This is a genomic window from Haloarcula sp. KBTZ06 (assembly GCF_048595605.1).
Classification (GTDB): domain Archaea; phylum Halobacteriota; class Halobacteria; order Halobacteriales; family Haloarculaceae; genus Haloarcula; species Haloarcula hispanica.
In genome coordinates this window covers 3,072,817-3,093,516 of sequence record NZ_CP184337.1, presented here as the reverse complement: position 1 = coordinate 3,093,516, position 20,700 = coordinate 3,072,817, and the positions used below count along the sequence as shown (strand labels likewise).

Below are 20,700 nucleotides of genomic sequence, written 5' to 3'. Positions count from 1 at the left end.
GGCGACACGTCGACCGTTATTCGACGATTATTGTGCCGCCGTTCCGGTCGTGGAACGCACAGTGATACTCGTAACGGCCCGTGACCTCGATGACAATCCCCCGAGACTCCCCTTCCTCTAGACTGAAGCTCCAGGCTTTGCCCCCGTCCGGCCTGTCGTGAGTGCAGTAGATTTCGTGGTTTCCGGAAACTGCCTGAAAGTGGACGCCCGCTCCGGACTGAATAGTGATGCTGTCTGGCGCGACGTGGTTTTCATCATCGACGCCCATGCGGATAGTGTTTTCACTGACAGGAGTCGAATCCGCTGTCGTCGGACGAGTGTCCGTCGAACTGTTACGTTCGGTCGCGGTGTCGTCTTCTTCAGCACTGTTCTCATTACTGCAGCCCGCTAGTCCGACCATCAGCGGGACGCTGCCGAGTACTGTGCGTCGCTTCAACTTCCTCATATTTTTCTGTAAATAAATGCAGAATAAAAAGCTATCGGAGAGCTGTCTCAGCGCACGCCGTCTATTCACCGCCGGTCGTCAAACCACAGCCCATAAGATACTCTTGATATATTCTTCAGATATGCCCAAGATAAGCGTCGAAGTCCCGGCCGAACTGCTGGACGACATCGACAAGCACGTCGGCGAAGACGGGAAGTTCGTCAACCGAAGCGAAGCAATCCGCGCCTCGGTTCGGAAGACTCTCGATATGCTCGACGACATCGATGAACGGCAGGGACGACTCGACGATGACCAGTGAGCGGTCGGAGGCGGTGCGCGTCGGCCTCGTCGCGCTGTTCGTGACAGCACTGGTCACTTCACAGGTGACCGCCTCGAAGCTGCTCGCGTTCTCGCTGCCGTTCTCGCTCCCGCTCGCCGGGTCGACGCTCGTCCTGCCCGGGGCCGCGCTGGCGTACGCGCTGACGTTCTTCGCCTCCGACTGCTACGCCGAACTGTACGGCCGGCGGGCCGCGACGATCGTCGTCAACGTCGGCTTCGCGATGAACTTCGTCCTGCTGGCGCTGGTCTGGAGTACCATCTTCGCCCCCGGGCTCCCGCAGGCGGCCCAGCCGGTGGATCTCGCGGCGTTCCGGAACGTGCTCGGGGCCAGCACGGCCATCGTCGTCGCCAGCCTGTCGGCCTACGTCGTGAGCCAGAACTGGGACGTGTTCGTCTTCCACTGGCTTCGGGACCGAACCGACGGCGAGAAACTCTGGCTCCGTAACATCGGCTCGACGGCTACGAGCCAGCTACTGGATACGGTCATCTTCGTCGGCGTCGGCTTCATCCTGTTTCAGGGCGTCCCGCCGGCCGAAGCGCTGGCGCTCATCGTCGGCCAGTACTTGCTGAAGCTCGCTATCGCCGTCCTCGACACGCCCTTTGTCTACGCCGTCGTCGGCTTCGCTCGGCGGAACGACGTCGCACCGACCCCGGCACGGGCCGACTGAAAAACGACTGCCAGCGGCTCACTCGACCGGTTCGGCGAACGCGTACCGGGGCTTCACGTCGTCGATGCGGACCTCGACGGTCTCACCCGCTTCGACGCCGCTGACGAACACAGTGAAGTTCTCGACTTTAGCGATACCGTCACCCTCCTCGCCGATGTCGTCGATAGTGACTTCGACGATGTCACCCTCGCGGACCGGCCCGGTCAGGCGGTGTTTCGCAACCAGATACAGCTCCGAGGAGGAGTCACGGGAGGCGTCGGGGCGGACCTCACGGACGTACTCGAACTCCGGTTCGATATCGGCGATGAGGTCGTCGAGGTCCTGTCCGTCGAACACCTTCGCACAGAAGTCCCCGCCCGCGTCGAGCAGGTCCGTCGCGACCTCGAAGGCCTGCCGGACCAGGTGGACCGACCGGGCGTGGTCGAGGTCGTACTGGCCGGTCATATTCGGGGCCATGTCGGAGATGACCACATCGACCGGGCCGCCGCTGCCGTCGCTCTCCCCGACAATTTCGCGGATTTCGTCTTTCGTGCTGTCCTCGGTCATGTCGCCGCGGACGTACTCGACGGTCGGTTCGGGGTCCTCCAGCTCGTCGATGGTCTGGCGGTCGACGCCGACCAGCGTCCCGCGCTCGCCGATCCGCTCGGCCGCGACCTGCATCCACCCGCCGGGGGCAGCGCCGAGGTCCACGACGGTCCGCCCCTCGCCCAGCAAGCCGGCCGTGTCGTCTAGCTGCTGGAGCTTGTAGGCCGACCGCGCGCGGTACCCCTCCTGCTTCGCTCTGTTGTAGTAGTCGTCTTTGCCCGACATGGTTACCACACACCGCGCTGTGACACGTTTTGAGCGCCGAAATGCGGCGAAATCGCAGTCATAGTAGTGGGAAGGCGGTCAGCGCTGAAATGGATGCCGACTCGAAGTTTCCGGCCGAGCCACGGCACGACAGTCGCCAGTCGATTGCCGCACCGACAATCAGGGCAAGCGCCAAGGACGTGACTACGTGCTTTACCATCAAGCCGAACACGTTCAGAGCCATTCTTACCGCGCAAGAACGCGTCTCAGCGGCTGAGATTTGCCGTCCCCATATATACAGGTCACGCGCTGAGTCCTATCTGTAGGAAGTGACCTCCCAATGTCAACCATTCCGACGGCGACGCGGAGGCGGGTGTTAGAAGCCCTGGGCGTCGGCACGGCCGCGCTTGCGGGCTGTGCCAGCGCACCGGGCGCAAAAGAGCAACCGACCGAGGCGAAGACGACCCCACAGGAGCCAGCTATGAACGCCGCACAACAGACTGACGTCGACCGTATTGCCGCGGACCCGACCGCAATCCCGGACCCAATCGACCGGTCGGAGCCAAAGACCGTGTCGGTCGAGATGACCACCAAAGAGCAGGTCGCAGAGATTGAGCCGGGCGTCACCTACACGTACATGACCTTCGGCGACCAGATTCCCGGCCCGATGATCCGAGTCCGCCGTGGCGACACCGTCGAACTCACCATCACGAACGAGGAGGGGAACTCGATGCCCCACAACATCGACCTCCACGCGGTCCGCGGCCCCGGTGGCGGTGCTGAGGCGTCGATGGTCACGCCGGGCCAGACCAAGACGTTCCGGTTCAAGGCCACCTACCCCGGCGCGTTCATCTACCACTGCGCCGTCCCGAACCTCGATATGCACATCTCCTCGGGGATGTTCGGGATGATACTCGTTGAGCCGAAAGAGGGGCTGCCCGAAGTGGACCACGAGTTCTACTTCGGCCAGCACGAACTGTACACCACCGGCGACACCGGCGAGAAGGGGCACCACGACTTCGACATGGAGGCGATGGCGGCCGAAGAGCCGACGTACGTCCTGATGAACGGCGAGAAGTACGCAATCACGCCGGACGTTCACGGCGCGCCCAGCATGCAGGTGGGTGAGACAGCCCGGGTGTACTTCGTGACCGGCGGTCCGAACCTCGACTCCAGTTTCCACCCCATCGGCTCCGTCTGGGACGAGGTCTGGCAGCAGGGCTCTATCGCTGGGCCGCCGAACAAGTACGTCCAGACCACGCCGGTCAAGCCGGGGTCCTGTGCCATCGCGACCCTCCACGCCGAGGTGCCTGGACCCATCAAACTGGTCGACCACGCGCTCTCCCGGGTCGCCCGCAAGGGCATGATGGCTGTCATCAACCGTGAAGGGGCGGCAAACCCCGACGTGTTCGAACCGGAGGTCTGACCGCTTCGCCGGAGTAACGCTCCGCACTGCCGCTTCGCGTTCGGCCCGATTACTCGATAACCGGTGTCGCTCGTAACCGCTGGCCCGTCCGCGGTCGCTCGCGCGCACGCGGTTTCAATGAGGGACTTTTTAATGGATGGGGGCATAGTCCGGTTCAAGATGTTCAACGCCATCGTGAGCGCAGACACGCTCCAGGCGACTCTCGACTCTGTGAGCGTGCTGGTGGACGAGTGCAAGATCCACCTCGAAGAAGACGGGCTGGAAATCCGGGCAGTCGACCCGGCAAACGTTGGAATGGTCGACCTGCGACTCGACGCGGCGGCGTTCGAGTCCTACGAGACTGATGGTGGGCTCATCGGCGTCAACCTCTCCCGCCTCGAAGACATCGCCGGTATGGCCGACGCCGGCCAGCTCGTCCACCTCGATCTGGACGAAGAGACACGGAAGCTCCACATCTCTATCGACGGCCTGGAATACACCCTCGCCCTTATCGACCCCGACTCCATCCGTCAGGAGCCCGACCTCCCGGACCTGGACCTCTCGGCGAACATCGTCATCGAGGGGAAGGACATCGACCGGTCGGTCACCGCCGCGGACATGGTCAGCGACCACATCGCGCTGGGCGTCGACGCGACAGAGGAACTGTTCTACGTCGACGCCGAGGGCGACACCGACGACGTCCACCTCGAACTCACCCGCGACGACCTCATCGACCTCACTCCCGGGGACGCCCACTCGCTGTTCTCGCTGGATTACCTGAAGAACATGAACAAGGCCATCCCGAAAGACGCCGAGGTCGAGATGGAACTCGGCGAGGAGTTCCCGGTCAAGATGCACTTCAGCTTCGCCGAAGGGCAGGGCCGAGTCACGTACATGCTCGCACCGCGCATCCAGAGCGAATAACGACGGATGGGGTCCGCGCCGCCGATCCCGGCCACCGACTGGCTGCCCGAGGACTCCGAGACGGAGTCGCTCTCACTCTCTGACGGTCGGCGGCTGGCCTACGCCACCTACGGTGACGCCGACGGCTATCCGGTCCTTTTCTGTCACGGTACCCCCGGATCACACGTCGCCGCACGGCTGCTCGCCGCGCCGGCTCGCGAACGCGGCATCAACCTCATCGCTCCGGACCGGCCGGGCATCGGGAACTCCGAAGACGCAGCTGTTACGTTCGAGGACTGGCCGGACGACGCCGCGAACCTCCTGTCCCATCTCGATGTCGACGCGGCTGGTGCCGTCGGCTTCTCCGGCGGCGGCGCGTTCGCGCTGGCCTGTCACCGACTGCCCGAGATAGAGCGAATCGCGCTCCTGGGCAGCAGCGGCCCACCGTCAATCGGTTCGACGGGGCGCGTCCAGCAGTTCGTGGGGGCGCTGTCCCGACACGCTCCGTGGGCGCTCGGGCGACTCTTCCGGCTGCAACGATGGTTCGCCCTCCGCCGGGATCCGTCCTACGCTGTCGGGTTCGTTGCCGAGGAGACACCGGAAACAGACGCCCTGGCAGCCGACGAGGTGGCTCGGGTCGTCCGTGCGGATATGCTCACGTCGATGGCACGCGGTCCAAGCGGGATCATCCGCGAGCAGCGACTCCTCTCACAGCCATGGCCGTTTGCCCTCGAAGACATTTCAGTGCCGGTTACTGTGTTTCAGGGACGAAACGACGCCAACGTCGCCCCGTCGACGGGGAACGCCCTCGCACAGCGGCTTCCGGACGCTTCGTTTGAATCGGTCGACAGCGACCATCTCGGTACGTTGACAGCTGCTGGCGACGGCGCGCTGGCCGCCGTACAGCGTCGCACACGCGTCTGACGTACCGTTTTGTGGGTCGGGTGCCAACGGGCCGGTATGGAGAATCTCGGGGACGCGTACAACGACCGGCGCTGGGAGGGACGCGATCCCCGCCGCGTCGTTGCCGGTGCGACCCTGGGGTTCGTCGGCGCGCTGGCGGTGGTCGTGGCGATACTTCTGGTGACGACGCCGCTGTCGGCAGTCGTCGGCGCAACTGCACCCCACGCCGCCGAGAAACTCGGCGGGACGCTGGGTGGGCTGGGAATCCCCGCAATGTTCCTGAGTGTCGTCGCCGTGCTCCCCTCGAGCCGCCGGGAACAGAGCGGTGTCACCGTCGGCGCATTCCTCTGTCTGGTCGGCGTCGGGCTGTTTCAGGTAGCATATCCCTACAACTGGACGGTGGGCGGACAGACGCTGGCGTTCGAAACGACGATGGCGTACTTCATCGGGACGTGCGTGGCGTTCTGGTTCGTCTTCACGGCGATGGCGAGCTTCCGGCGACGGAACAACCCACACGGCACCGTGAAACTGGAAATTTCGCACAAAGGCGAGACCAAGACTGTCCAGGTGTCTCCCAAAGAATACAAACGCTACACGCAGGCGGTTCGCGGCGACGGCGGGACGACCGACGAGGTCATTCAGGAACTGGAGTCCCGAATCGAAGACTAAGCGTAGCTGAGCGTTACTCGGCGGCCGTCGTTTCGTTGCCGCGCTGGTCCGACTCCGTCATCGAGTCGCGATCCGTTTCCTCGGTTTCCGTCGTCTCGACTTCGGTCTCCTCGTCGTCATCGTCATTGTCGTCGGCATCTGTACCTTCGCCGACTTCCTCCACCTCAACGTCCTTGCCAGCGACGCCGCTCTCCGAGATGACCGGTAGGAGGTTGTAGCCGCCGTTGCCCTTCTTGACGACGTTGATGTCGAAGACGAAGTCGACCGATTCGCCGGCGACGACTTCGAACGGCTTGGTGAGCTGGAGCTTCTCGCTCGGGATCTTCACGTCGACCGACGCCCCGTCGACGACCCCGTCGACGGATTCGGCGTACAGTTCGATCTTGCTGTAGCGGCCCGCTTCGAGTTCGCCGTCGAGGACGCCGATGGCCTTGTCGCCGACGACCTCGGTGAGGTCGACGGTCGCGCCGTCGAGGTCGCGGACGACGAAGCCGTTGTTGTCGTCGCCCTCCTCGTCTTCCGTCTCATCTTCGTCGGCTTCGTCCTCCGGCTGGTCTACGTCGTCCATCTCCGCCGTCTCGGTCGGTTCGGCCGTTGCAGTCTCGTTTGTCTCTGTCGCCTCCGTCGTGGCAGTTTCGTTCGTCTCGGTTGCCCCGGCCGACTCCGTGGCTTCGGTCTCACTCCCTGTATCCTCCCCGCCTGCATGGAAGATGCGGGCCCGTGAAAAGGACACGTCGAGCGAGTCGAAGTCGCCGATAGCCGCGGGCTGGTCGCTGATCAGCAGCCGGAACGTCCCAACGGTTCCGCCGTCGTCCGTCATCGCGTCCTCGTCGGTGGAGCCGCCGTCACTGGTTCCGTCACCGCTGGTCCCGTCAGACCCGCCGGAGTCGCTCGACCCGGAACAGCCGGCGAGGAGACCGACCCCGACGCCCGCGCCCGTGGCGATGAATCGTCGTCGTCTCATTGGCGTCGCTCCCCGTTCTGCGCCGCTATCATTACTGTCTCTGCTGTTGCGAACGAAATCATTCCATGACGTGGGATGGGACTGGTGCGTATATGCCCCGCGATAGGTCAAATCGATGTACGGCCCTTTGAACGGAATGAACGGTCTGGCCGTATCTGAACGGTTTTACCCCCGTCGCTCCACGTCCTGATAATGGCAAACTCGAACGCGAAGGGCGACCGCCGCGAGCGCGAACTGGTCAACGCACTCGACGAGGCGGGCTTTGCGGTGATGCGCGCGCCGGCCAGCGGCAGCGCGACCGAGCGGGAACTGCCGGACGTGCTCTCGGGCGACGGCGAGACGTTCTACGCTATCGAGGCGAAATCCAGCGCCGGCGACCCCATCTATCTCACCGGCGAGGAGGTCGAGGCGCTACTGTTTTTCGCCCGGAACTTCGGCGCGAAGCCGCGTATCGGCGTCCGGTTCGACCGCGAGGACTGGTACTTCTTCCACCCGGCGGACCTCCACACGACCGACGGCGGCAACTACCGCGTCAAGAAGGAGAAGGCCCTCTCCGACGGGACTGACTTCGACGAGTTCGTGGGTAACTCCGAGAAGGTCACGCTGGACGAGGTGGGCGACGACGGCCCCGACCAGAGCGTGCTGGACGTGCTGTCGGCCTTCGAGCGCGGCGACCTCGACAAGGAAGAAGCTGCGGCGATGCTGGAGTAGCGGTTCGCAGGCGTTCGATTACTGGGTCTCACTGCCGATGAGTTCGGCGTCCTCGACGCGGCGGAGCCGCGACAGGGGAAAGGCGTACTCTCGCGGGTCGGTCGCGCGGACAGCGTCCGAGAGATACGTCACCAGCACCACGAGGTCGTCGGATGGGTAGCCATCGTTGGTGTCGTAGTCGGCGACTGTCTCGCCCGTTGCCTCGATGGTCCAGTCGTCGGCCGACGTGTCGGTGACGGCCGTCACGACGAGTCTGTCGCCCGTCTCGCGGTCCCGCACGATGTCGCCGGTCTCCAGTCGGCAGTGCCCACAGAGATGCGGCGCCTGTGCGTCCGCGGCGGCGAAGGTGACGGTACCACAGGCGTCACAGGTCGCCCGTTCCTTCCCGGGCGGCGCGATCCGCTTGGCAGTGATTTCGATGGCGACGCGCCGGAGGTGTTTGCAGTGCTCGCCGCGGATGCGGTTGTCGGGACAGGTACAGGAGTGCTGTGCGACGTCGACGAGGTACGTGCTTTCGCTCTCCGTCGTCACAGCGTACGTACTGCCCGCTCGCGGGCGCACGGCCATGCGCTCGGTCCAGGCGCGGGCGGCCCGGTCCGGGAGGGAACGGAGGTCCGGTGCAAGTGCGGTATGCTGCCGGTCGGCTGTTGGCTCGATGAACGTCATAGGTACGGACGCGGCTGTATTTTCCAATGCGTCCAGTTGAAACGTAGGTGCTACACGGCCCTAAATGGCTCGGCGGTCGGGCTCCGGCGCTTCGATACCCTTTTTGCCGGCCCTGTGAAACCGCAGAGCATGGATATCGAGCGGGAGACGCTCCTGCAAATCGTCATCTCGGCGGTCGCCGTCGTGCTGTTCGTCGGCGCAACTATCACCGCCTCACAGATGTATCTGGACGGGTCAACCGTAGAGGCGACAGGCGGCTACGCGCTTATCGGCGCAATCGGCCTCTTCGTCGTGTTTATGACCGCTGCCGGCCTCTGGCTCGAACGCCAGCAGTTCTAGGCGTCGGCCTCTTCGTCGTCCCCGTCCTCGCGCCAGTCGACCAGTTCCTCCTCGTCGGTGTCGTCTATCTTCTGCTCGTAGTAGCCCATCGGGTGGGAAATCGTCTCACAGAGGTCGTCCATGTTGACACAGTCGCCGTAGGACTGCATGGTCGAACACGCCGGCGTCGAGTACTCCGTCGGGCTGGTATCCCCGCGGATGTGGTCGACCTGATACCGGGTCGCCTCCTCGCCAAAGCCGGGGTTGACCTGGAACAGGTCGACGATTTCGTCCGTCGTCATCCCGATGCCGATGAGGAAGGTCGCGATGGCAAACCGGGAGTGGTGTTCGAGATGTTCGCCCTTCTGCACCTGGTCGAGCAGGGACTTCATACAGGGCGGGAACAGCTCGGGGACGACAGTGTCGATCTCGCGGGTGAGTTCCAGTTCCGAGAGGACTTCTTCGAGGCGGTCGACTTCCTCGGTCAGTTCGTCCGCGATAGCGTCAGGCACGTCGAACGGCAAGCCGTCGGTGACTCGGTGACGTATTGCCTGCTTCAGCAGGACGTTCAGTTCCTCGGCGGTGACCCTGACCTCGCCGTCGGCCAGTGGCCGATTGACCAGCCGCCAGGAATCGCCCCGCTGGTCGGCCGCCAGGTCGAGATACGCGCCGACCTCGATGCGGTAGCCGTCACTAGTGTCGCTGACGGCACTTGCGAGGTCGAACTCCGCGAGGAGTTCCGTGCGGTCCAGCGTCTCCCGCTGGGTCGATTTCAGCTCCGTCGTCGTCGCGAACTCCTCGGTGAACCGGTCGTAGGCCGCCTCGGCCTCCGCCTGTGCGTACTTCCGGGTGCAGATGTGCACGTCGACGAGCGACACCAGCACGCGGGCGACCGGGTACGACAGCAGTTCGACGCGGGTCCGCCGTGGTTCCCCGACAGTGCCGTCCGTGATTGCTGATTCGACCCGCTCCAGCGCGCGCGCCGTGACCGTCTCGTCAGTGGCGACGATTTCGCCCAAGTCCACCGCCGCGGCTTCGACGGCCTCCCGCGACCGCGCCAGAAAGGGGTAGCGTGCGTGGAGCGGTTCCATTGCCACCACCTTTCGGATGGGAGTGAATAAAATTGCCGTCACCGGGACGGTCGGTGTCGGATTCCCGACATCCGTTGCGAGAGTCAGTGCGGCGATATCGCGAGGCTATACATATAGTCCCAGGCCGGCGGCGGGTGAATACAGCTAGTAGACAAGCCGATACCTGCCAACCCCTACCGACAAAGTGTGGTAAGGACGCGGGTCGGCGACTGCACACGGTTCGGTCGGGGAACCGGACCAGTGCAGTCATCCCCGACGAGGGAACTGCCAGACGAGACACGGAGCACATCGATGACGCACGAGCACGATACCGATTCACAAGAGAGCATCAGAGCGACATTCGAAGAGTACGACGTCGGCGTGGACACGGTCGCCCACATCGGCGATCCCGAAAACCCGTCTGCGTGGATTCAGTCGACGGTCTTCGTCGACGTAACCGAGTAGGGCTAGTCGACGGTCTATCGGCGACACCAGCGGAGCGAGCGGTTTTACTGTCCGTCTCCCGGGACGGTCCGCTGGGACGTGGAAACCGGGGTGCTGTGCCAACGCTCAGAGGGAGCGCTGTACCGTCCCCGTGGCGCTCCGGACCACGGTCTCGGCTGGGACGTCTTCGGTGACGGTGGTTCCGGCACCGACGACGGCGTTTTCGCCGACCGTGACGCCCGGAAGGATCACCGCGCCAGCGCCGACGAAAGCCCCGTTCTCGATGACTATCTCGTCGAACGTGTCGTTCTGAAACTCCATGCCTGCGTCGGTGAGGTCGTGGGTTACGCCGACGATGGAGGCGTTGGGCCCGACCTGGACGGACTCGCCAAGCGTCGCGTTCTCGACGTAGGCGTTCGCGTTGATATCGGTCGGTCCATGGATAGTCGCCTTCTTGATCGAGGCCCCTTCGTAAATCTGGACGCCGTCGCCGATGTCGGCGTCGTGGATCGTCACGTATTCGCGAATCTCGACGGTGCCCAGCGTCGCGTTCTCGACCTGGGCGGTCTCGTGGACAGGCATATGCGGATGTCAGCGCCGACCGTAATCATCGTGGCGGCGGCCAGTGTCGGAACTGGATATGGGAGTCGTAGCGCGGCTCGAAAAAAGCCGCCAGTGGTCGGCGCTCTGGGAGGGGTGCCGCCGCTCGACTGAAAGACGGTCTTCGCTTCGTTCGGAGCGCCCGAAGCCCTCGCGGGTCACATCGCTCCCCGCACGGGTATTCGAGGCCTCCCGCTGGTCGGTCTCGCTATGTCTCACGGCTCCGCCGCTCGACTGAAAGACGGTCTTCACTCCGCTCAGACCGCCCTACGTCTCGCGGGTCACTGCGTTCCCCGCTGCGCGTTCCGGCGGCCTCCTTTCAGTCGGCCGCCCTACGTCCCGTGCTGCCAGGAATCCATATACTCGGCCTGGGTGTCAGTCAGCGAGTCGAAGTCGACACCCTCAGCGTCGAGCTTGATCTCCGCGACTTCCTTGTCGAGCCGGTCCGGGACGGCGTGGACACCGGCCTCGTAGTCGTCGCCGTTCTCGACCAGTTCGCGGACACAGACGGCCTGCACGCCGAAGCTCTGATCCATTACCTCGACGGGGTGCCCGAGTGCGATGGGCGTCGCGAGATTGACCAGCCGGCCCTCGGCCAGCACGTTCAGGCGGCGGCCGTCGGCCATCTCGTAGGTCTGGACGCCGTCGCGGGCCTCGTAGGTGTCGGCGGCGAGGTCCGACAGCGCGTCGAGGTCGACCTCTACGTCGAAGTGGCCGGCGTTGGCGAGCAGGACGCCGTCCTGCATCGCCTCGAAGTGCTCCTCAACGATGACATCGCGGTTGCCGGTGGTCGTGATGAACACGTCGCCCTCGGCGGCGGCCTCGGCCATCGGCTTCACGTCGTAGCCCTCCATGTGGGCTTCGAGCGCACGGCGGGGCTCGACCTCGGTCACAATCACGTCGGCGTTCTGACCGCTGGCTTTCTTTGCGACACCTTTGCCGCAGTCACCGTACCCGGAGACGACGACGGTCTTGCCGGCCCACGAGAGATTCGTCGTCATCGCAATCGAGGCCAGCGAGGATTCGCCGGTGCCGTGGACGTTGTCGAACAGGCGCTTCATCGGCGTGTCGTTGACAGCGAACACAGGATAGTCGAGTTCGCCGTCATCGTCCATCGCGCGCAGTCGGTGGACGCCGGTCGTCGTCTCCTCTGCCCCACCGATGATAGTGTCGATGAGTTCCGGATAGTCCTCGTGGATGGCCGCGACGAGGTCCATTCCGTCGTCGACGGTGATGGTCGGCTTGTGGCCGATGACAGCCTCGATAGCCTCGTAGTACTCCTCGTCGTCGACGCCGCGCTCGGCGTAGGAAGTGATGCCGTCGACGGCGTCGAGTGCGGCACTCACGTCGTCGTGCGTCGAAAGCGGGTTACAGCCGGTGATGGCGACTTCCGCGCCACCGATTGCGAGGATTTCCGCGAGGACGGCGGTCTTGGCTTCGACGTGCATCGCCATGCCGATTCGCTCGCCGTCGAAGGGCTGGTCGGCCTCGAACTGCTCGCGAAGCGCGCCGCAGATGGGCATATGCTGGATGGCCCAGTCCATCTTTCGGCGGCCGGAATCGCGAGCCTCGTCGAGGTCGTCAAGTCGCTCGGAGATAGGCGTCGTCATGTCACGACAGACGGAGAGAGTTCCTAAAACGCTACCGAAGCCGCTCAGTTACCGCGCTCGTCCGGAGGGCCGGCGTCGTCCGGTGGGCCACCATTGCCGCCGTTGTTGCCGTTGTTGCCGTTGCCGCCGTCATCGTCGTCCTCGTCAGCGTCGTCTGACTCCTCAGTCTCGTCGTCCGGTGCTTCGGTTTCGTTCTCGTCGTCTTCGGTTTCGTTCTCCGCGTCGTCATCACGATCCTCGGGCGGCCCAGCGTCTTCCGGGGGGCCGCGCCGGTCGTCCTCGGTTTCGTTCTCGTCGTCATCGCTGTCCGGGCCGCGGTCCTCGGGCGGTCCGGCGTCCTCGGGCGGGCCGCGTCGGTCGTCCGTCTCGTTTTCGGTCTCGTTCTCGTCGTCACCGAAGATGTCGGCCGGCGGACCCTGTCGTTCGCTGGGGTGGGTCTCGTTGTCGTCGGACTCGTTTGCACCGGTGACGTGTGCGGGCGGGCCGGCGTGGTCCGGCGCGTTGCCGGGGTTGTTCGCCGTCACGAAGCTGGCGACGGCCGGGCCGATGCCGCCGGTCCGGTTCTCGTCGCTCAACAGGTCGCTCACGTAGGCCGACACTTCGAGTCCGAAGGTGTCGAATTCGGTGACGTTGGTGGCGTTCGTCGGCGCGACGGACAGGTCCGCCGTCGTCGTCGCGGTGTGATTGTCGGCCGTCGCCGTCACGTCGACCGTCACGTTCTGCTCGGGCGCGGGCAGTCCGACCGTCCCGTCGCTGTCGGTCGTGTAGTTGCCGGTCCCAGCGTAGGAGGTGTTGTCAGCCGATTCCACGGCGACAGAGGCGTTCTCGACGCCCGTCTCGTTCTGTGTGACCGATACCGTCGCGCTGCCGTCGTCAGCCTGTGAGACACCGACCGCGAGGGTGTTCCCCGCGCCGGTGTTGCCGGCCGAGTCCGCAGCGGCCGCCAGACCCGGACCGACGGCCAGCAGGGCCAGTCCGACAGCGGCGTACAGTGCGAAGAGTTTGGTGCGCATCGTAGCCAATACGTTCGCCGAGAGCGCGATAAACACCCCCTCCCGTTCAACTCGTTCACGCCGTTCGCAGCATCGACAACACCGCCTGAGATATAGTTATACCGTTTAAAACCCGTTCTCAGCGTTTATTCCGCTCACTCAGTCACCGGCTCGTTCGACCAGCGCGGACGCGTGGTCGCTCGCTCGTTCGCGGACGGCCTGCTCGTCGAACACCTCGACCGTGCGGTCGCGCATGAGCACTTCGCCGTCACAGACCGTGTGGCGAACGTCGCTCCCGTGGACGGCGTAGGCCAGGTGCGAGACGAGGTCGTGGGCCGGCGTCAGGTGGGGAGCGTCGAGGTCGATGACGGCCAGGTCCGCGTTCGCGCCGGCTTCGAGACGGCCGCTGTCGAAGCCGAGCAGGTTTGCGCCGTTTTCCGTCGCCATTTCGACGACAGTGCCAGCGTCGACCGCGCTGGCGTCGTCGGCCGCGAGTTTACCTATCATCGCCGCGTCGCGCATCTCGTCGAACATATCGAGGTCGTTGTTTGAGGCCGCGCCGTCGGTTCCGATGCCGACGGTGACGCCGGCGTCCAGCAGGTCCTGCACGGGGGCCATCCCGCTGGCGAGTTTCATATTCGAGGCTGGACAGTGAGCGACGCCGGTACCAGTTTCGGCCAGCAGGTCGATCTCGCTGTCGTCGACGTGGACGCCGTGGGCCACGTAGGTGTCGCCGTCCAGCAGGCCGATGTCGTCGGCGTAGGCGAGCGGGCGCTGGTCGTGCTCGTCGACGATGGGTGTCACCTCGTCGCGCGTCTCGTTGGCATGCAGGTGAATCGAGCGGTCATCGTCGAGGGCCTTCGGGACGTACTCGCGCAGGTATTCCTCACCGACGGTCGTCAGGGAGTGGGGCTGGAACGTCGTCCGGATACGGCCGTCGGCCGCGCCGTCGAGTTTCCGAGCCACGTCGAGACTCTCCTGCAGATCAGACCGTGCGGCCTCGTCGTCCTTACCGACGGTGACTGCAGTAAAGCCCAGAACGGCCCGCATCCCGGCCTGGTCGACTGCGTCCGCGATTTCCTCGACCTCGAAGTACATGTCCGATAGTGCTGTCGTCCCCGACCGGATCATCTCGACCAGCCCGAGTTCCGCCCCGGCGCGGATGTCCTCGGCGGTCAGTTCCGCCTCGACGGGCCAGACGTCCTCCTGCAGCCAGGCGTCGAGGGGCTTGTCGTCCGCGAGGCCGCGCAGCAGCGTCATGGCGACGTGGGTGTGGGCGTTGACCAGCCCGGGGATGACCAGCCCGTCGCTGGCGTCGAGTTCGTCGTCGCCGTCCAGTGTGCCCGGTTCGTCAACGGCTACGATGTCGCCGCTGTCCTGTGAAACCAGTACGTCCGCACGCTCGACGGTCAGGTCCGGCCGGAGGACCTGCCCGCCGGTAACGAGGAGTTCACTCATGGCGGTGGCTTCGCAACCGCGGGTCTTAGTTCGCAGGGTCCACAGCGCCGCTGTGTGGCGTGTTGCCATATCCCTGGAACAGGCTGACCGCCGAGACGGTGCCTGTTCCGTAGGGGTCTTTCCCCTCCGGCGCGTTCGGAAGGCCAAGAACATGGCGACGGCAGAGCGCATCCGACAGCGGGTCAGCGCGATGCGGCACGGAAGCCCGGCCCGAATGCTGCTTGCCGTCGCTGCCGGCTGGTTCCTCGTCCTCGGGATGCGTTTCGTCGTGCCTGCGGTTCTGCCGACGATACGCGAGGAGTTCGTCATCTCGAACACACAGGCGGGGCTCGCGGTCACGGTGCTCTGGCTCACGTACGCGGCGGTACAGTTTCCGGCCGGAGTTCTGATCGACCGGATCGGGGAGCGGACGCTGTTGGTGGCCGCGGCGTTGCTGTCCGGCGTCGGGCTGCTGGGCTACTTTTTCGCGCCGGTGTTCTCGCTGTTCCTCATCGCGACGGGCGCGTTCGGGCTCGGGACGGGACTGTACGGCCCCACCCGCGGGACCGCCCTCTCGCGGACGTTCGACGCCCGCGAGGGGACCGCCTTCGGTGTCGTGATGGCTGCCGGCTCCCTCGGGGCGGCCGCACTGCCCGCCGTCGCCGCGTTCGTCACGACCCGGTACGGCTGGCGGCTGGCGCTTGCCAGCGCCGCCCCGCTGTTCATGCTTGTCGCCGGCGCGCTCTGGCTCTCGGTCTCGGACCGTCCGACCGTCGAGTCCGAACGGAGCCTCCGACGGGACCTCCGAACGGTCCTCACCGGCTTTCGGGACCGCCGGCTCGTGCTGTCGGTTTCGGGCAAGACTCTGATGCTGTTCGCGTTCCAGGCCGTGACAGCGTTTCTCACCACGTATCTGGTCACGGTCCGGGGCCTCTCACAGGGAACCGCTGGGGCGCTCCTCTCGGTGCTGTTCGTCGGTGGCGCACTCTCACAGACAGTCACCGGTCGGCTCGCCGACCGATACGGAACGCCCAGTGTCCTGACCGCTGTCGCGCTCGTCAGTACCGTTCCCCTCGTACTCATTCCGTCCGTCCACGGCGTCGTGCCGCTGGCCGTCGTCTCCGGCCTCATCGGGGTTCGGATGAGCGTCGGCCCACTGGCAAACGCCTACATCGTCGACACGCTGCCTGACGCCGCCGAAGGCACCGGCTGGGGCCTGCTCCGGACCGGCTTTTTCGGGATTAGTTCGCTGGGCTCGACCGCTGTCGGCCTGCTCGCCGACCAGAACCTGTTTGCGGTCGCGTTCTACGGTCTCGCCGGTCTGACGCTCCTGGCCGCGGCTACCTTCGTCGTCCTCCCACGCCGGGACCGCCTGTAACGGCTCCGCCCGCAGCTGGTCAGTCTGAGGGGAAAGACAGTTGCCCCGCGGCCTGCCAGTAGGCGTATGCGAATCGCCGTCCCCAACAAGGGCCGCCTGCACGAACCAAGCGAGGAACTGCTCGAACGGGCCGGCCTCCACCTGGTCGACGGGGCCGACCGCCAACTGCACGCCGACACCGTCGACCCGGACGTGACCGTCCTGTACGCCCGCGCCGCCGACATCCCCGAGTACGTCGCGGACGGCGCTGCCGACGTGGGTATCACCGGCCTCGACCAGGTCCGGGAGTCCGACACCGACGACCTCGTCGAACTCCGCGACCTCGATTTCGGCCGCTGTCGCCTCGTTCTGGCCGCGCCGGAGGACAGCGACATCGAGACCGTGTACGACTTCGAAGGGGGCCGCATCGCCACGGAGTTCCCCAAAATCACCCGGCGGTACTTCGAACGGGTCGACGTGGACGTGGACGTGACGGAGGTGTCCGGCGCGACGGAACTGACCCCCCACGTCGACATCGCCGACGGCATCGTCGATATCACCTCGACCGGGACCACGCTCCGGATGAACCGCCTCGCCGTCGTCGACGAGGTACTGGAAAGCTCCGTGCGTCTGTTCGCCCGCGAGGACACCGCTGACGACGAGAAGGTCCAGCAGGTCGACACCGCGCTCGGCTCCGTCCTCGCCGCCGAAGACAAACGCTATCTCATGATGAACGCCCCCGAAGACGCCCTCGACGACGTGGAAGACGTGCTTCCGGGCATGGGCGGGCCCACGGTGATGGACATCGCCGGCTCCGACCAGCTCGCCGTTCACGCCGTCGTCGAGGAGCGCGCCGTCTTCGAGACGATTAGCTCGCTCAAAGACGTGGGCGCAAGTGACATACTGGTGACAGAGATAGAGCGGCTGGTCGAATAGCCGTTTTGCTCGTGCTGTTTCTCACGCGCTCACGGAGCGTACTCGACTTTGATACACTCATCGGCGTCGACCGTGACGAGAGACTCGCTGAACCGAAACGAGATAGAATCGGTTTCGGGCGTCTCACGTTTGCTGTCCTGTCTGAACAAGTCATTCAGTGATTCGGGATTGACAACGCCGTACAGTGAGGGGAGCGCTCGTGGATGGCAATCCTCAGCGATACTCACAGCCAGGACGACCGCTTCGCTTACCGATTCAGCGGAACGAACCTCGCGTTTAATCATACTAATCCTATAATTCAAAATATCTAATTAGTTCTGGTTTTCACGTTCTGCATGTTGTTTATTATCCGGGTGAAACATCGGACAGCCCGCCAACAAGGACTCAACGGGGGTTACACGAAGCTGAAGATGTTGTTCAGCGCGAACCCGAGGACGGCTGCGAAGGCCAGGTGCAGCGCCACGAGCGGGGCTGTCGAGCGGGTCGAGAGCCGGTACGTGGTACTAATCGCGATACCGTCGGCCAGCATTGTGAGCACGAGGACGACCAGCACGCCCAGATCCGCCGAGACGACGCCGGACTCGACCCCCCAGCGCTGGAGGATCAGCGAGACGACCGCCGGTGCGGTGGCGGCTTTGGCCGCGAGCTGGCTGGGCACGTCGCCAATGAAAAACGTCGCGGCCAGGTGGAGCGTGACGGCGTAGAAGAGCCAGGTGACGAGAACGGTAACGAGGACGGCGAGGATACCGCCACCGGTCAGGCTAGAGAACCCGGACTGGAGCATACTCGAGGTTCGGCGGCCGCTCGCTTGTGCGTTTTGTTCCCGGGCGCGACCGGCACGCTCATAGCCGCTCGGCCACACCGCTCGGGCGTGTACGTCCTCGAACTCGGCGGGCAGGACGACGCGTTCGCGCGGCGGGAGGCAGCAAGCGCCGCGAGCGCCGTCGACACCCTCGCGCCCGGACTAGCGACGGCACGGGGCATCAGCGACCGTGTTCGCCACCTCGCGTTCACCCACCGGGCCTGTGACCTGATCGGAACCGCGGACCCCGACATCGAAAGCGCCGCCGCGCTGCTGTCGGCCGCGACCATCGACCGCGAGGGGAGCGTCGCCGTGCGAGCGGTCGACGTGCGAGCGAGCACTGGCATCGACACACAACAGGCTGAGCGGACGCTGGGCGGGGTGCTGACCGACCGCGGCTTTCCCGTCGACCTCGACGACCCCGACCACGTCCTCTATGCCTATCTCTCAGACCCCGACGGCGACGAGGAGGGCGGGACCGGCGAGGCCTGCTGTGCGCTGGGCTGGCTTACCGCCGAGAGCGTGCGGGACTTCGGCGGCCGACAGCCGACAGACCGCCCGTTCTTCCAGCCCGGCAGCATGGACCCGCTCGAAGCCCGCGCGCTGGTCAATATCGCCGGAGCCGGCCCGGACGCAACGATACTGGACCCGATGTGTGGCACCGGCGGCCTCCTGCTAGAGGCGGGGCTGGTCGGGGCCGACGTGGTCGGCGGCGACGCACAGGAAAAGATGGTCTCGGGGACGCGCGAGAACCTGAGCTACGCGCTCGACGGCAACGGCCATCCCAACAGGGACGCCTATCCCGACCCGGGCGACTGGGGGGTGTTCCGCTCCGATGCGTCCAAACTACCGGTTGCCGACGACGCCGTCGACGCCGTCGTCTTCGACGCCCCCTACGGCCGCCAGTCCCGTATCGAGGGCGAACTCGCCCCCCTCGTTTCCGGTGCACTCGGCGAAGCCGACCGCGTCGCAGGACGGTGCGTGCTGGTCGCCGACCGCGACTGGCGCGAGGCAGGGACCGGCGCAGGCTGGACTGTCACCGACTACTTCCAGCGGCGAGTCCACCGTTCACTTGTCAGACACGTCCACGTTCTTGAGTGAACATACGTCCACCTTCTCTGGACATGCGTTGTGATTTATTGCGGTATGAGCAAGGTTTATGCCATGACAAATGCTAATTAGTACCAAGTATGCCGACGTGGTCAGACCCCGCCCCGTGCGACGACGACGAACAGTTATTCGAATGCCCGGACTGCGGAAAGCGCCTCTGTAGCGAGCGCTCGACAGTCACCTGCGACCGCTGTGAAACAGATATGCAGAACCTCAGCGTTCCACGGCCGGAATAAGACCAGTCGCGTCCCGTTTTCTCGCCGGTTACTCCGACACGAGCGCAATCGCCCGCTCGGCGTCACCGTCCATCCGCTCCAGCAGCGACCGGACCCGGTCCCGGGCTTCGGCGTCACAGTCTGCCAGCACCATCCCTTCGTCCGGCTGGCCGTACACGACGCTGGCACCGGCAGGTGCGGCGAGCACTGCGGGGAGCGTGGCGAGGTCCTCCTCGCCGTCGACATCGAGAAGTGTCGTCTCGCCGCTGTCGATACCGTCCCTGAGCGCAGCAAGCAGTTCGGCGGTGAGCGTCGCGGCCGGGTTTGACACGTCTCGCTTCCGGTCAAACCCGTCGATAGCCGCCGACACGTCCGCGTCGACGGCCGAGCGCTTGGTCCGTTCGTCGACCAGCGCGAGGTCGGGCACCCGTCCGGCCTCGATGAGGTGGTACGTGACCATATCGCCAACGGCGATGATGGGGTCACCGGCGTCGGCCAGCAGCGCCGCTGTATCGGTATAAATCCGTCCGAGCGGCTCTTTCAGCTCGTGCCGCAAGTCACTCGGGAGTTCGAGAACGACGTCGGACACGTTAGCGGACTTTCAGCGCGTACTTGCCCGGCTCGGTCACTTCCATCTCCTCAGCGATGTCGGAGCGCTCCGGGTGGGCGATGACGACGTAGCCGGCCCAGTCCTCGGTCAGTGCGGTGCCGCCGCAGGCCTCACACTGGCTTTCGATCTCCGCGCTCTGGACGCGGTGACAGTCGCGACAGACGAGTCGGTCCGCCATCAGCTATCACCGGCTTCCGCCGTGCCTTCGCGGCGCTCGCGCTCCTCCTGAAGCCAGCCGTGCTTGCCCAGGCCGACCTGTTTCGCTGTCAGGCCGATCTTGGAGTCCCGCGGGTTGCGCTCGTCGATGCTCTTGGTGACGATGCGCGCCCGGACAGCGTCGCCGACGGTGAGCGTCCGGTTGGACTCCCGTGAGGCGAGTTGCTGGTTCTCCTCGTCGTAGGCCAGATACTCGTCGGATATCTGGGAGACGTGCAGCAGGCCATCGACCGGCCCGATGCCGATGAAGGCCCCGAAGTTGACGACCTCGACGACCTCGCCGTCGACCACTTCCTGCATCTGCGGGTCGAACGTGAGCGCGTCGAACTCGGCCTCGTAGTAGACGCCGGGCTTGTTCGGCAACACAGCGCCGGTGCCGATGTCGTGGACCTCGATGACGGAGACGACGCTGCCGACGTCCTCGTCCATTCGACCTTCGAGCTTCTCTTGCAGGAGCCGTTTGACCAGCCCCGGACTGACCTCCGCCAGAAAGCGTGGCGGGACTTCGACCGTATCGCGTAGGCGTACCCGTTTATACATGT

General features: G+C 65.1%; 27 protein-coding genes. 13 read left to right on the top strand and 14 right to left on the bottom strand.

Features of this window, described 5'->3' with window-relative positions; genetic code table 11:
* Positions 1–16: 16 nt before the first annotated feature.
* Positions 17–445 (bottom strand): cupredoxin domain-containing protein, encoded by a 429-nt coding sequence (locus tag ACNO8S_RS16150; protein WP_050007588.1) that lies wholly within the window; start codon positions 443–445, stop codon positions 17–19.
* A 121-nt stretch (positions 446–566) separates the two neighbouring features.
* Between ACNO8S_RS16150 and ACNO8S_RS16145 the strand changes: the two genes are divergently transcribed.
* Positions 567–743, top strand: coding sequence for a ribbon-helix-helix domain-containing protein (locus ACNO8S_RS16145; RefSeq protein ID WP_007187877.1), 177 nt, complete (start codon positions 567–569; stop codon positions 741–743).
* On the top strand, positions 733–1,431 hold the full coding sequence (locus ACNO8S_RS16140) for a queuosine precursor transporter (RefSeq protein WP_050037354.1): 699 nt from the start codon (positions 733–735) through the stop codon (positions 1,429–1,431). Before ACNO8S_RS16145 ends, ACNO8S_RS16140 begins: the two co-directional genes overlap by 11 nt.
* 18 nt (positions 1,432–1,449) lie before the next feature.
* On the opposite strand, the gene ACNO8S_RS16135 is transcribed toward ACNO8S_RS16140, so the two are convergent.
* Complete coding sequence (locus ACNO8S_RS16135; protein WP_014039149.1) at positions 1,450–2,241, bottom strand: 23S rRNA (uridine(2552)-2'-O)-methyltransferase; 792 nt, start codon at positions 2,239–2,241, stop codon at positions 1,450–1,452.
* A 319-nt stretch (positions 2,242–2,560) separates the two neighbouring features.
* Between ACNO8S_RS16135 and nirK the strand changes: the two genes are divergently transcribed.
* The 4 genes from nirK (at position 2,561) to ACNO8S_RS16115 (ending at position 6,100) form a co-directional block, all read left to right on the top strand.
* Entirely contained in the window at positions 2,561–3,646 is a 1,086-nt protein-coding gene (gene nirK / locus ACNO8S_RS16130) for a copper-containing nitrite reductase (RefSeq protein ID WP_064287083.1), read from the top strand.
* Positions 3,647–3,805: 159 nt separating this feature from the next.
* A complete protein-coding gene (locus ACNO8S_RS16125; RefSeq protein ID WP_004516027.1) occupies positions 3,806–4,549 on the top strand; it encodes a DNA polymerase sliding clamp in 744 nt (247 codons plus the stop codon).
* A gap of 6 nt (positions 4,550–4,555) precedes the next feature.
* Complete coding sequence (locus tag ACNO8S_RS16120; protein WP_129755858.1) at positions 4,556–5,452, top strand: alpha/beta fold hydrolase; 897 nt, start codon at positions 4,556–4,558, stop codon at positions 5,450–5,452.
* A gap of 36 nt (positions 5,453–5,488) precedes the next feature.
* The gene (locus ACNO8S_RS16115) at positions 5,489–6,100 is read left to right on the top strand and encodes a DUF7139 domain-containing protein (RefSeq protein ID WP_014039146.1); all 612 of its coding nucleotides are present in this window, start codon (positions 5,489–5,491) and stop codon (positions 6,098–6,100) included.
* A gap of 13 nt (positions 6,101–6,113) precedes the next feature.
* On the opposite strand, the gene ACNO8S_RS16110 is transcribed toward ACNO8S_RS16115, so the two are convergent.
* Positions 6,114–7,064, bottom strand: a complete 951-nt coding sequence (locus tag ACNO8S_RS16110) for a DUF4382 domain-containing protein (RefSeq protein ID WP_014039145.1) — start codon at positions 7,062–7,064, stop codon at positions 6,114–6,116.
* A gap of 192 nt (positions 7,065–7,256) precedes the next feature.
* Here ACNO8S_RS16110 and hjc point away from each other — a divergent pair, with 192 nt between their 5' ends.
* Positions 7,257–7,775, top strand: a complete 519-nt coding sequence (gene hjc / locus ACNO8S_RS16105) for a Holliday junction resolvase Hjc (protein WP_014039144.1) — start codon at positions 7,257–7,259, stop codon at positions 7,773–7,775.
* 18 nt (positions 7,776–7,793) lie between these two features.
* Here the strand turns inward: hjc and ACNO8S_RS16100 are convergent, their stop codons facing one another.
* Positions 7,794–8,441 (bottom strand): SWIM zinc finger family protein, encoded by a 648-nt coding sequence (locus ACNO8S_RS16100; protein ID WP_420182283.1) that lies wholly within the window; start codon positions 8,439–8,441, stop codon positions 7,794–7,796.
* Positions 8,442–8,570: 129 nt separating this feature from the next.
* Here ACNO8S_RS16100 and ACNO8S_RS16095 point away from each other — a divergent pair, with 129 nt between their 5' ends.
* The gene (locus ACNO8S_RS16095) at positions 8,571–8,780 is read left to right on the top strand and encodes a DUF7472 family protein (RefSeq protein WP_014039142.1); all 210 of its coding nucleotides are present in this window, start codon (positions 8,571–8,573) and stop codon (positions 8,778–8,780) included.
* Here ACNO8S_RS16095 and priL read toward each other — a convergent pair.
* Complete coding sequence (priL, locus tag ACNO8S_RS16090) at positions 8,777–9,850, bottom strand: DNA primase regulatory subunit PriL (protein WP_420182282.1); 1,074 nt, start codon at positions 9,848–9,850, stop codon at positions 8,777–8,779. The two genes, ACNO8S_RS16095 and priL, sit on opposite strands and share 4 nt — an antisense overlap.
* 291 nt (positions 9,851–10,141) lie before the next feature.
* Between priL and ACNO8S_RS16085 the strand changes: the two genes are divergently transcribed.
* The gene (locus tag ACNO8S_RS16085) at positions 10,142–10,294 is read left to right on the top strand and encodes a hypothetical protein (protein ID WP_008307040.1); all 153 of its coding nucleotides are present in this window, start codon (positions 10,142–10,144) and stop codon (positions 10,292–10,294) included.
* A gap of 105 nt (positions 10,295–10,399) precedes the next feature.
* Here the strand turns inward: ACNO8S_RS16085 and ACNO8S_RS16080 are convergent, their stop codons facing one another.
* From ACNO8S_RS16080 to ACNO8S_RS16065, 4 genes are all read right to left on the bottom strand, one after another.
* Positions 10,400–10,855 carry an acyltransferase gene (locus ACNO8S_RS16080; RefSeq protein WP_129755856.1) on the bottom strand — a complete coding sequence of 152 codons (456 nt, stop codon included), beginning with the start codon at positions 10,853–10,855 and terminating at the stop codon, positions 10,400–10,402.
* A 350-nt stretch (positions 10,856–11,205) separates the two neighbouring features.
* Entirely contained in the window at positions 11,206–12,483 is a 1,278-nt protein-coding gene (locus ACNO8S_RS16075) for an adenosylhomocysteinase (RefSeq protein WP_146417728.1), read from the bottom strand.
* Positions 12,484–12,527: 44 nt separating this feature from the next.
* The gene (locus ACNO8S_RS16070) at positions 12,528–13,496 is read right to left on the bottom strand and encodes a hypothetical protein (RefSeq protein ID WP_420182281.1); all 969 of its coding nucleotides are present in this window, start codon (positions 13,494–13,496) and stop codon (positions 12,528–12,530) included.
* 138 nt (positions 13,497–13,634) lie between these two features.
* Complete coding sequence (locus tag ACNO8S_RS16065) at positions 13,635–14,933, bottom strand: amidohydrolase (protein ID WP_420182280.1); 1,299 nt, start codon at positions 14,931–14,933, stop codon at positions 13,635–13,637.
* 214 nt (positions 14,934–15,147) lie between these two features.
* On the opposite strand from ACNO8S_RS16065, the gene ACNO8S_RS16060 reads away from it, so the two are divergent.
* Both ACNO8S_RS16060 and hisG read left to right on the top strand, forming a co-directional pair.
* Entirely contained in the window at positions 15,148–16,290 is a 1,143-nt protein-coding gene (locus ACNO8S_RS16060; RefSeq protein WP_420182795.1) for an MFS transporter, read from the top strand.
* A 66-nt stretch (positions 16,291–16,356) separates the two neighbouring features.
* On the top strand, positions 16,357–17,205 hold the full coding sequence (gene hisG / locus ACNO8S_RS16055) for an ATP phosphoribosyltransferase (RefSeq protein ID WP_420182279.1): 849 nt from the start codon (positions 16,357–16,359) through the stop codon (positions 17,203–17,205).
* Positions 17,206–17,234: 29 nt separating this feature from the next.
* On the opposite strand, the gene ACNO8S_RS16050 is transcribed toward hisG, so the two are convergent.
* Positions 17,235–17,489: a HalOD1 output domain-containing protein gene (locus ACNO8S_RS16050; RefSeq protein ID WP_014039134.1), complete on the bottom strand. Its 255-nt coding sequence runs from the start codon at positions 17,487–17,489 to the stop codon at positions 17,235–17,237.
* A 110-nt stretch (positions 17,490–17,599) separates the two neighbouring features.
* Complete coding sequence (locus tag ACNO8S_RS16045; protein ID WP_014039133.1) at positions 17,600–17,989, bottom strand: DUF7473 family protein; 390 nt, start codon at positions 17,987–17,989, stop codon at positions 17,600–17,602.
* Between the two features lie 87 nt (positions 17,990–18,076).
* On the opposite strand from ACNO8S_RS16045, the gene ACNO8S_RS16040 reads away from it, so the two are divergent.
* Positions 18,077–19,108: a TIGR01177 family methyltransferase gene (locus ACNO8S_RS16040; RefSeq protein WP_146417725.1), complete on the top strand. Its 1,032-nt coding sequence runs from the start codon at positions 18,077–18,079 to the stop codon at positions 19,106–19,108.
* A gap of 89 nt (positions 19,109–19,197) precedes the next feature.
* Complete coding sequence (locus ACNO8S_RS16035; protein ID WP_151102751.1) at positions 19,198–19,353, top strand: rubrerythrin-like domain-containing protein; 156 nt, start codon at positions 19,198–19,200, stop codon at positions 19,351–19,353.
* 28 nt (positions 19,354–19,381) lie between these two features.
* Here the strand turns inward: ACNO8S_RS16035 and ACNO8S_RS16030 are convergent, their stop codons facing one another.
* The 3 genes from ACNO8S_RS16030 to ACNO8S_RS16020 are packed head-to-tail and all read right to left on the bottom strand — an operon-like array spanning position 19,382 to position 20,698.
* The gene (locus ACNO8S_RS16030; RefSeq protein ID WP_014039131.1) at positions 19,382–19,921 is read right to left on the bottom strand and encodes a GTP-dependent dephospho-CoA kinase family protein; all 540 of its coding nucleotides are present in this window, start codon (positions 19,919–19,921) and stop codon (positions 19,382–19,384) included.
* Between the two features lies 1 nt (position 19,922).
* Positions 19,923–20,120 (bottom strand): transcription elongation factor subunit Spt4, encoded by a 198-nt coding sequence (gene spt4 / locus ACNO8S_RS16025; RefSeq protein ID WP_004960449.1) that lies wholly within the window; start codon positions 20,118–20,120, stop codon positions 19,923–19,925.
* Positions 20,120–20,698, bottom strand: a complete 579-nt coding sequence (locus ACNO8S_RS16020) for a DNA-directed RNA polymerase (RefSeq protein ID WP_004516007.1) — start codon at positions 20,696–20,698, stop codon at positions 20,120–20,122. Before ACNO8S_RS16020 ends, spt4 begins: the two co-directional genes overlap by 1 nt.
* Positions 20,699–20,700: the final 2 nt, after the last annotated feature.

Excerpts from the sequence above, each read along its gene's own strand:
- ACNO8S_RS16150 (WP_050007588.1), bottom strand. The coding sequence starts at position 445 with ATGAGGAAGTTGAAGCGACGCACAGTACTCGGCAGCGTCCCGCTGATG.
- ACNO8S_RS16145 (WP_007187877.1), top strand. The coding sequence starts at position 567 with ATGCCCAAGATAAGCGTCGAAGTCCCGGCCGAACTGCTGGACGACATC.
- ACNO8S_RS16140 (WP_050037354.1), top strand. The coding sequence starts at position 733 with ATGACCAGTGAGCGGTCGGAGGCGGTGCGCGTCGGCCTCGTCGCGCTG.
- ACNO8S_RS16135 (WP_014039149.1), bottom strand. The coding sequence starts at position 2,241 with ATGTCGGGCAAAGACGACTACTACAACAGAGCGAAGCAGGAGGGGTAC.
- nirK (WP_064287083.1), top strand. The coding sequence starts at position 2,561 with ATGTCAACCATTCCGACGGCGACGCGGAGGCGGGTGTTAGAAGCCCTG.
- ACNO8S_RS16125 (WP_004516027.1), top strand. The coding sequence starts at position 3,806 with ATGTTCAACGCCATCGTGAGCGCAGACACGCTCCAGGCGACTCTCGAC.
- ACNO8S_RS16120 (WP_129755858.1), top strand. The coding sequence starts at position 4,556 with ATGGGGTCCGCGCCGCCGATCCCGGCCACCGACTGGCTGCCCGAGGAC.
- ACNO8S_RS16115 (WP_014039146.1), top strand. The coding sequence starts at position 5,489 with ATGGAGAATCTCGGGGACGCGTACAACGACCGGCGCTGGGAGGGACGC.
- ACNO8S_RS16110 (WP_014039145.1), bottom strand. The coding sequence starts at position 7,064 with ATGAGACGACGACGATTCATCGCCACGGGCGCGGGCGTCGGGGTCGGT.
- hjc (WP_014039144.1), top strand. The coding sequence starts at position 7,257 with ATGGCAAACTCGAACGCGAAGGGCGACCGCCGCGAGCGCGAACTGGTC.
- ACNO8S_RS16100 (WP_420182283.1), bottom strand. The coding sequence starts at position 8,441 with ATGACGTTCATCGAGCCAACAGCCGACCGGCAGCATACCGCACTTGCA.
- ACNO8S_RS16095 (WP_014039142.1), top strand. The coding sequence starts at position 8,571 with ATGGATATCGAGCGGGAGACGCTCCTGCAAATCGTCATCTCGGCGGTC.
- priL (WP_420182282.1), bottom strand. The coding sequence starts at position 9,850 with ATGGAACCGCTCCACGCACGCTACCCCTTTCTGGCGCGGTCGCGGGAG.
- ACNO8S_RS16085 (WP_008307040.1), top strand. The coding sequence starts at position 10,142 with ATGACGCACGAGCACGATACCGATTCACAAGAGAGCATCAGAGCGACA.
- ACNO8S_RS16080 (WP_129755856.1), bottom strand. The coding sequence starts at position 10,855 with ATGCCTGTCCACGAGACCGCCCAGGTCGAGAACGCGACGCTGGGCACC.
- ACNO8S_RS16075 (WP_146417728.1), bottom strand. The coding sequence starts at position 12,483 with ATGACGACGCCTATCTCCGAGCGACTTGACGACCTCGACGAGGCTCGC.
- ACNO8S_RS16070 (WP_420182281.1), bottom strand. The coding sequence starts at position 13,496 with ATGCGCACCAAACTCTTCGCACTGTACGCCGCTGTCGGACTGGCCCTG.
- ACNO8S_RS16065 (WP_420182280.1), bottom strand. The coding sequence starts at position 14,933 with ATGAGTGAACTCCTCGTTACCGGCGGGCAGGTCCTCCGGCCGGACCTG.
- ACNO8S_RS16060 (WP_420182795.1), top strand. The coding sequence starts at position 15,148 with ATGCTGCTTGCCGTCGCTGCCGGCTGGTTCCTCGTCCTCGGGATGCGT.
- hisG (WP_420182279.1), top strand. The coding sequence starts at position 16,357 with ATGCGAATCGCCGTCCCCAACAAGGGCCGCCTGCACGAACCAAGCGAG.
- ACNO8S_RS16050 (WP_014039134.1), bottom strand. The coding sequence starts at position 17,489 with ATGATTAAACGCGAGGTTCGTTCCGCTGAATCGGTAAGCGAAGCGGTC.
- ACNO8S_RS16045 (WP_014039133.1), bottom strand. The coding sequence starts at position 17,989 with ATGCTCCAGTCCGGGTTCTCTAGCCTGACCGGTGGCGGTATCCTCGCC.
- ACNO8S_RS16035 (WP_151102751.1), top strand. The coding sequence starts at position 19,198 with ATGCCGACGTGGTCAGACCCCGCCCCGTGCGACGACGACGAACAGTTA.
- spt4 (WP_004960449.1), bottom strand. The coding sequence starts at position 20,120 with ATGGCGGACCGACTCGTCTGTCGCGACTGTCACCGCGTCCAGAGCGCG.
- ACNO8S_RS16020 (WP_004516007.1), bottom strand. The coding sequence starts at position 20,698 with ATGTATAAACGGGTACGCCTACGCGATACGGTCGAAGTCCCGCCACGC.